The organism is Streptomyces sp. NPDC000075 (genome assembly GCF_040301925.1).
GTDB classification, from domain to species: domain Bacteria; phylum Actinomycetota; class Actinomycetes; order Streptomycetales; family Streptomycetaceae; genus Streptomyces; species Streptomyces polychromogenes.
In genome coordinates this window covers 45,488-53,534 of the sequence record NZ_JBEPFL010000046.1, presented here as the reverse complement: position 1 = coordinate 53,534, position 8,047 = coordinate 45,488, and the positions used below count along the sequence as shown (strand labels likewise).

Here is an 8,047-nt window from a genome sequence, read left to right as displayed (position 1 = left end):
AGAAGCGAAAGTGACGGTACCTGCAGAAGAAGCGCCGGCTAACTACGTGCCAGCAGCCGCGGTAATACGTAGGGCGCAAGCGTTGTCCGGTGGGCGCGGTGGACGGGCGCCCTGCGCGGGCGCCCAGCGTGCGTACGCCGGGTGAAAGGCACCCCGTGCAACTGCCCGGGGCACGCGCCGGTCGGAAAATCGGCCCTCCGGGCTTCCGGACAGTCGAAATCCGGCCACGCGGAAGGCCGTTGCGGACCGTGGGACCCGAAAATCGCTCGGAAAACTTCTGCTATTCGGCCAACCACGGGACGTCGCCCGTTCTACGCTGATGCGTGACGCCGGTGGGGGCCGGTGTTGATTCAGGGGTCGAGACACGCCGGGTACGGCGTCCGGTCCCGGGTAGGTGCACAGATGTCGCGGCGGCGGCCGCGGCGGCCTGTGGGCCACCCGGTCCCGGCGCCGTACCCGTAGTCGTCCGTTCCCCGACCCTTGGGGGTTTTGTGGTTCGTATCCGGGTCCTGGTGGTCGACGACCACCGCATCTTCGCCGAATCTCTCGCAGCCGCGCTCGCGGCCGAGCCGGACGTGGACGTGTCCGCGGCCGGCAGCGGTCCAGCGGCCCAGCGCTGCCTCGAACGCGCGGCGGCGGAAGGCCGCCGCTTCGACGTGCTGCTCGTCGACGCCGACCTCGGCGCAGCCGGCCCGCCGGGCGCGCCGCCCGTACCGCCGCCGCCCGGCGCCGCCGCCGGTACGGGCGGTGCCCTGCCCGTACCGGGCCAGCGCGCGCACGGCGTCCCGTCCCCGCCGCCGGCGGACGGCATCGCACTGGTCGCCGGGGTGCGCACCGCCCACCCGGGCGTGCGCACCGTCGTCCTCGCCGAGCGGGACGACCCCCGCCGGGCCGCCCTCGCCCTCCAGGCCGGGGCCTCGGGGTGGGTGGCGAAGGACTGCTCGCTGTCGAGGCTGCTCTCCGTGATCCGGGGGGTGCTGCGCGAGGAGACCCATCTGGCACCCGCGCTGCTGACCGGCGTGCTGCGGGAGCTGACGGCCGCCCGCAAGCACCGCACCGACAGCGAACGGCTCGTGGAGTCCCTCACCCCGCGCGAGCACGAGGTACTGCGCTGCATGGTGGCGGGGCTGGGCCGCAAGGACGTGGCGGCGCGGCTGTTCCTGTCCCCGCACACCGTCCGCACCCATATGCAGAACGTGCTGGGCAAGCTCGGGGTGCACTCCACCCTGGCGGCCGTGGCCCTGGCCCGGCGGGCCGGCGTGCGGCCGGCGGAGCTATCCGGGGATGTTGTCGAACGGAGCGGTCAACTGGCGTAGCAGGCCCGCCAGGTCGACGCGCTCGGCCGCGGAGAGCTGGGCCAGGATCGCCCGTTCCTGGGCCAGCAGCCCCGCCAGGGACTGGTCGGCGCGGTCGCGCCCCTCGGGGGTCAGCCGTACCAGTACCCCGCGCCGGTCGCTGGGGTCCGGGAGCCGTTCGACGAGGCCCTTCTTGGCCAGCCGGTCGATGCGGTTGGTCATGGTGCCGGAGGTGACGAGGGTCTGCGTCAGCAACTGCCCGGGGGAGAGCTGGTACGGGGCTCCGGCGCGCCGCAGCGAGGTCAGGACGTCGAACTCCCACGGTTCGAGGCCGTGCTCGGAGAAGGCCAGCCTGCGTGCGCGGTCGAGATGGCGTGCGAGCCGGCTCACGCGGCTGAGCACTTCGAGCGGTTCCACGTCGAGGTCAGGGCGCTCTCGCCGCCATGCCGCGACCAGTCGGTCGACCTCGTCCTCCATGCGGATCAGTGTACGGGGTCTGTCGACATGAAGTCTCTTCAAATCGAGAATCTTGACATCGAGATATATTCTGGCCGAGCATGGGGCATGGAGGGGGCCGGAACAGCTTCCGCTTCCGACCGCCCCACCAGTAGGGAGGCTCGAACATGCATTCCGATATCGCGCGGGCCGTGCGCCCCCACTCCATGGACGGCTCCAGCCCGTCCGCACCCGTCTGGGACCCCCACCAGTACCTGCGCCACGCCGGACACCGGACCCGGCCCTTCCTCGACCTGCTGACCCGCATATCCGAGCTCCCCACCCGACCCGCGCGCATCGCCGACCTCGGCTGCGGCCCCGGCAACGTCACCGCCCTCCTCGCCGACCGCTGGCCCGAGGCCCACATCACCGGCTTCGACCTCTCCCCCGAGATGCTCCGCCTCGCCGACGCCGAACACGCCGGACCCACCCCCGGCGGCGGCCACCTCGACTTCCGCCACGGCGACATCGCCGAGTGGATGCCCGAGGAGACCTACGACCTGATCGTCTCCAACGCCGCCCTCCAGTGGGTGCCCAGCCACCCCGGCTCCTTCGCCTCCTGGATCAACGGCCTGCGGCCCGGCGGAACCTTCGCCTTCCAGATCCCCGGCAACTTCACCGCCCCCAGCCACCGGCTCCTCGCCGAACTCTGCGACACCCCGCGCTGGCGCGAACGCCTCGGCGGACACGGCGCCCGCTACATCCACATCCTCGAACCCGCCGAATACCTCGCCCGGTTCACCGAACTCGGCTGCGCCGTCGACGTCTGGGAGACCACCTACTACCAGATGCTCCAGGGCCCCGACCCCGTCCTCGACTGGGTCAAGGGCACCGCCCTGCGCCCCGTCCTCACCGTCCTCGGCGACGACCGCGACTCCGCCGACCGGTTCCTCGCCGAATACCGCGAGGCACTGCGCCTCGCCTACCCCGGCGGACCGAGGGGCACCGTCTTCCCCTTCCGCCGCATCTTCGCCATCGCCCGCAAGGAGGCATGACCGTGCTGACCGCCGTCGACCACGTCCAGCTCGCCGCACCCCCCGGCTCCGAGGACAAGCTCCGCGCCTACTACCAAGGCGTCCTGGGCATGACCGAGATCTCCAAACCCCCCGTCCTCGCCGCGCGCGGGGGCTGCTGGTTCGCCGCGGGCGCGGTACAGCTGCACCTGGGAGTGGAAGAGGACTTCAGGCCCGCCCGCAAGGCCCACCCCGGACTGCGGGTGACCGGCATCGAGGAGTACGCCGGCAGACTCCGCGACCGCGGAGCGGACGTCGTCTGGGACGACAACCTGCCGGGCCACCGGCGCTTCTACTCGCACGACCCCGTCGGCAACCGGCTGGAGTTCCTCGAACCCCTCACCGGACACTGAGCACCACCCCCGCCTGACCCGGCGGACCCCCACGCACGGCGGCGCCCCGCCACCGGAAACCCGGTGACGGGGCGCCGCCACACCCCGCGAGGGACCTCAGCTCTTGCGGTGGCCCACCAGCCGCGGCCGCGCCTCCAGGTGCTCCAGCCCGTGCCAGGCCAGGTTCACCAGATGCGCCGCCACCTCCGCCTTCTTCGGCCGCCGCGTCTCCAGCCACCACTGACCCGTCAGCGCCACCATCCCCACCAGCGCCTGCGCGTACAGCGGCGCCAGCTTCGGATCGAACCCCCGCGCCTTGAACTCCAGACCCAGGATGTCCTCCACCTGCGTGGCGATGTCACTGATCAGCGACGCGAACGTGCCCGTCGACTGCGCCACCGGAGAATCCCGCACCAGGATCCGGAACCCGTCCGTATAGCTCTCGATGTAATCCAGCAGCGCGAACGCCGCCTGCTCCAGCAGCTCCCGCGGATGCCCGGCCGTCAGCGCGCCCGTCACCCCGTCCAGCAACTGGCGCATCTCACGGTCCACCACCACCGCGTACAAGCCCTCCTTGCCGCCGAAGTGCTCGTACACCACCGGCTTGGACACCCCGGCCTTGGCCGCGATCTCCTCCACCGACGTGCCCTCGAACCCCTTCTCGGCGAACAGGGTGCGGCCGATGTCGAGCAGTTGCTGGCGCCGCTCGGCGCCCGTCATCCGGACCCGGCGGCCTCGCCTGGGCTTGTCGCTGCTGGTACTGCTGCCGTCGATCGCCACGTCCCCCATCATGCCGCGTTCGGCGTCCCGTCCTTGCGCCGGGCGTCGATCCTCGCCCCCGACGGCCACCGCACGTCCGACGCCCACCCCGCCAGCTCGAACCAGCGGATCAGCCGCGCACTCGAATCCACCTGACCGCGCAGCACACCGTGACGCGCCGACGTCGGATCCGCGTGGTGCAGGTTGTGCCAGGACTCCCCGCACGACAGCACCGCCAGCCACCACACGTTCCCGCTGCGGTCCCGCGACCGGAACGGCCGCTTGCCCACCGCGTGACAGATCGAATTGATCGACCACGTCACGTGGTGCAGCAGCGCCACCCGCACCAGCGAACCCCAGAAGAACGCCGTGAACGCCCCCCACCACGACATCGTCACCAGGCCCCCCACCAGCGGCGGGATCGCCAGCGACACCACCGTCCAGTAGATGAAGTCACGGCTGATCCGCCGGATCGCCGGATCCTTGACCAGGTCCGGCGCGTACTTCTGCTGGTCCGTCTGCTCCTCGTCGAACAGCCAGCCGATGTGCGCCCACCACAGGCCCTTCATCAACGCCGGCACCGTCTCCCCGAACCGCCACGGCGAATGCGGGTCACCCTCGTGATCCGAGAACTTGTGGTGCTTGCGGTGGTCCGCCACCCAGCGCACCAGCGGCCCCTCCACCGCCAGCGAACCCATCACCGCGAGCACGATCCGCAGCGGCCGCTTCGCCTTGAAGGAACCGTGCGTGAAATACCGGTGGAAGCCGATGGTGATCCCGTGGCACGCCACGAAATACATGAACACCATCAGACCCAGATCCAGCCAGCTCACCCCCCAGCCCCACGCCAGCGGCACCGCCGCCAGCAACGCCAGGAACGGCACCGTGATGAACAGCAGCAGCGCCACCTGCTCCACGGAGCGCTTCTGCTCACCGCCACGCGTCGCGGACGGCACTGGAGTACCGGAAGACGCCGCGCCGGCGTCCTCCATCAGATCGGGACTGAGGGTCATCGGAGATCCCCTGGGGGGTGAGAAGCCGGCAGGTGCCACGGCCACGGCCCCAGACCTACGGACCCGTAACCTACGGCAACGTAAGTATGGCAAACCCGCCCCGCCCGGCAAGAGGAGCGCGCCCGCACCACACCCCCGACCCGCCCCCACGGCCCCCGCACCACGCCGCCCCGCCGGAACACGGGCCCACTCTGCCGAGGCACAGGGACCCGCCGCCTATCCTGGTGTCGTCGGACAGCGCGGTCCGCACGGGCAGCCCGGGCTGCGCACCACCATCGGCACCGCCGGACGCGCACCCAGGGAGCCCACAGCCCAGTAGCGCTCGAACACTGCAAGGAGCCGCACCTGTGAGCAGTGCTGACCAGGCCCCCCAGGCCCCCGTCACCCAGCCCGCCGACCCGTCCGACCGCACGCGCGCCGCGCAGAGCGCCAACGCGGAACTGCGCGCCGACATCCGCCGCCTCGGCGACCTCCTCGGCGAAACCCTCGTACGCCAGGAGGGCCAGGACCTCCTCGACCTCGTCGAACGCGTCCGCGCACTGACCCGCACCGACGGCGAAGCCGCCGCCGCCCTGCTCGGCGACACCGACCTGGAGACCGCCGCCAAGCTCGTACGCGCCTTCTCCACCTACTTCCACCTCGCCAACATCACCGAGCAGGTCCACCGCGGCAAGGAACTGCGCGCCCACCGCGCCGCCGAAGGCGGGCTCCTCGCCCGCACCGCCGACATGCTCAAGGACGCCGACCCCGAACACCTGCGCGAGACGGTCAAGAACCTCAACGTCCGCCCCGTCTTCACCGCACACCCCACCGAGGCCGCCCGCCGCAGCGTCCTCAACAAGCTCCGCCGCATCGCGGCCCTCCTCGAAGAGCCCGTCACCGGAGCCGGCGACCGCCGCCGCCACGACCTGCGCCTCGCCGAGAACATCGACCTCGTCTGGCAGACCGACGAACTGCGCGTCGTCCGCCCCGAACCCACCGACGAGGCCCGCAACGCCATCTACTACCTCGACGAACTCCACGCCGACGCCGTCGGCGACGTCCTCGAGGACCTCGCCGCCGAACTCCAGCGCGTCGGCGTCGAACTCCCCGCCGGCACCCGCCCCCTCACCTTCGGCACCTGGATCGGCGGCGACCGCGACGGCAACCCCAACGTCACCCCCGACGTCACCCGCGACGTCCTGATCCTCCAGCACGAACACGGCATCACCGACGCCCTCGAACTCATCGACTTCCTGCGCGGACTGCTCTCCAACTCCATCCGCTACACCGGCGCCACCGAGGAACTCCTCACCTCACTCCAGGCCGACCTCGAACGCCTCCCCGAGATCAGCCCCCGCTACAAGCGCCTCAACGCCGAAGAGCCCTACCGGCTCAAGGCCACCTGCATCCGCCAGAAGCTCCTCAACACCCGCGAACGCCTCGCCAAGGGCACCCCCCACGAGGAAGGCCGCGACTACCTCGGCACCGCCGAGCTCCTCACCGACCTCACCCTCATCCAGACCTCCCTGCGCGAACACCGCGGCGCCCTCTTCGCCGACGGCCGCATGGACCGCACCATCCGCACCCTCGCCGCCTTCGGCCTCCAGCTCGCCACCATGGACGTCCGCGAACACGCCGACGCCCACCACCACGCCCTCGGCCAGCTCTTCGACCGCCTCGGCGAGGAATCCTGGCGCTACGCCGACATGCCCCGCGACTACCGGCAGAAGCTCCTCGCCAAGGAACTCCGCTCCCGCCGCCCCCTCGCACCCACCCCCGCACCCCTCGACCCGGCCGGCCAGAAGACCCTCGGCGTCTTCTCCGCCATCAAGGACGCCTTCGAGAAGTTCGGCCCCGAGGTCATCGAGTCCTACATCATCTCCATGTGCCAGGGCGCCGACGACGTCTTCGCCGCCGCCGTCCTCGCCCGCGAAGCCGGCCTCCTCGACCTCCACGCCGGCTGGGCCAAGATCGGCATCGTCCCCCTCCTGGAGACCACCGACGAGCTCCGCGCCGCCGACGTCATCCTCGACGAGATGCTCGCCGACCCCTCCTACCGACGCCTCGTCTCCCTGCGCGGCGACGTCCAGGAGGTCATGCTCGGCTACTCCGACTCCAGCAAGTTCGGCGGCATCACCACCAGCCAGTGGGAGATCCACCGCGCCCAGCGCCGCCTGCGCGACGTCGCCCACCGCCACGGCGTACGCCTGCGCCTCTTCCACGGCCGCGGCGGCACCGTCGGCCGCGGCGGCGGCCCCTCCCACGACGCCATCCTCGCCCAGCCCTGGGGCACCCTCGAAGGCGAGATCAAGGTCACCGAACAGGGCGAGGTCATCTCCGACAAGTACCTCGTCCCCTCCCTGGCCCGCGAGAACCTGGAGCTGACCGTCGCGGCCACCCTCCAGGCCTCCGCCCTGCACACCGCGCCCCGCCAGTCCCCCGACGCCCTCACCCGCTGGGACGCGGCCATGGACATCGTCTCCGACGCCGCCCACGCCGCCTACCGCGAACTCGTCGAAGACCCCGACCTGCCCGCCTACTTCTTCGCCGCCACCCCCGTCGACCAGCTCGCCGACCTCCACCTCGGCTCCCGCCCCTCCCGCCGCCCCGACTCCGGCGCCGGCCTCGACGGACTGCGCGCCATCCCCTGGGTCTTCGGCTGGACCCAGTCCCGCCAGATCGTCCCCGGCTGGTACGGCGTCGGCTCCGGCCTCAAGGCCCTGCGCGAATCCGGCCAGGACGACGCACTCGGCGAGATGGGCCAGAAGTGGCACTTCTTCCGCAACTTCCTCTCCAACGTCGAGATGACCCTCGCCAAGACCGACCTGCGCATCGCCCGCCACTACGTCGACACCCTCGTCCCCGAACACCTCAAGCACGTCTTCACCCGCATCGAGGCCGAACACGAACTGACCGTCCGCGAAGTCCTGCGCATCACCGGCGGCGAGAAGCTCCTCGACTCCCAGCCCGTCCTCCAGCAGACCTTCGCCGTCCGCGACGCCTACCTGGACCCCATCTCCTACCTCCAGGTCTCCCTCCTCGCCCGCCAGCGCGCCGCCGCCGCCCGCGGCGAAACCCCCGACCCCCTGCTCGCCCGCGCCCTCCTGCTCACCGTCAACGGCGTCGCCGCCGGCCTGCGCAACACCGGCTGACCCGGC

General features: G+C 71.5%; 7 protein-coding genes and 1 rRNA gene. 5 read left to right on the top strand and 3 right to left on the bottom strand.

The genetic code is table 11. The features are described 5' to 3' along the window. A 16S ribosomal RNA gene (locus ABT403_RS35185) occupies positions 1–111 on the top strand; the annotation flags it as partial. Positions 112–491: 380 nt separating this feature from the next. Continuing rightward, positions 492–1,316: a LuxR C-terminal-related transcriptional regulator gene (locus ABT403_RS35180; protein ID WP_344168488.1), complete on the top strand. Its 825-nt coding sequence runs from the start codon at positions 492–494 to the stop codon at positions 1,314–1,316. Here ABT403_RS35180 and ABT403_RS35175 read toward each other — a convergent pair. Beyond that, positions 1,275–1,772 carry a MarR family winged helix-turn-helix transcriptional regulator gene (locus tag ABT403_RS35175; protein WP_344168491.1) on the bottom strand — a complete coding sequence of 166 codons (498 nt, stop codon included), beginning with the start codon at positions 1,770–1,772 and terminating at the stop codon, positions 1,275–1,277. The genes ABT403_RS35180 and ABT403_RS35175 overlap by 42 nt on opposite strands. Before the next feature lie 146 nt (positions 1,773–1,918). Here ABT403_RS35175 and ABT403_RS35170 point away from each other — a divergent pair, with 146 nt between their 5' ends. Continuing rightward, positions 1,919–2,785, top strand: coding sequence for a trans-aconitate 2-methyltransferase (locus ABT403_RS35170; protein ID WP_344168494.1), 867 nt, complete (start codon positions 1,919–1,921; stop codon positions 2,783–2,785). Between the two features lie 2 nt (positions 2,786–2,787). Beyond that, a complete protein-coding gene (locus tag ABT403_RS35165; RefSeq protein ID WP_344168782.1) occupies positions 2,788–3,156 on the top strand; it encodes a VOC family protein in 369 nt (122 codons plus the stop codon). 96 nt (positions 3,157–3,252) lie between these two features. On the opposite strand, the gene ABT403_RS35160 is transcribed toward ABT403_RS35165, so the two are convergent. Both ABT403_RS35160 and ABT403_RS35155 read right to left on the bottom strand, forming a co-directional pair. Continuing rightward, positions 3,253–3,927, bottom strand: a complete 675-nt coding sequence (locus tag ABT403_RS35160; protein ID WP_344168497.1) for a TetR family transcriptional regulator — start codon at positions 3,925–3,927, stop codon at positions 3,253–3,255. Beyond that, the gene (locus ABT403_RS35155) at positions 3,924–4,907 is read right to left on the bottom strand and encodes an acyl-CoA desaturase (RefSeq protein WP_344168500.1); all 984 of its coding nucleotides are present in this window, start codon (positions 4,905–4,907) and stop codon (positions 3,924–3,926) included. Before ABT403_RS35155 ends, ABT403_RS35160 begins: the two co-directional genes overlap by 4 nt. Before the next feature lie 347 nt (positions 4,908–5,254). Here ABT403_RS35155 and ppc point away from each other — a divergent pair, with 347 nt between their 5' ends. Continuing rightward, positions 5,255–8,041, top strand: a complete 2,787-nt coding sequence (gene ppc, locus ABT403_RS35150; protein ID WP_425580332.1) for a phosphoenolpyruvate carboxylase — start codon at positions 5,255–5,257, stop codon at positions 8,039–8,041. Positions 8,042–8,047: the final 6 nt, after the last annotated feature.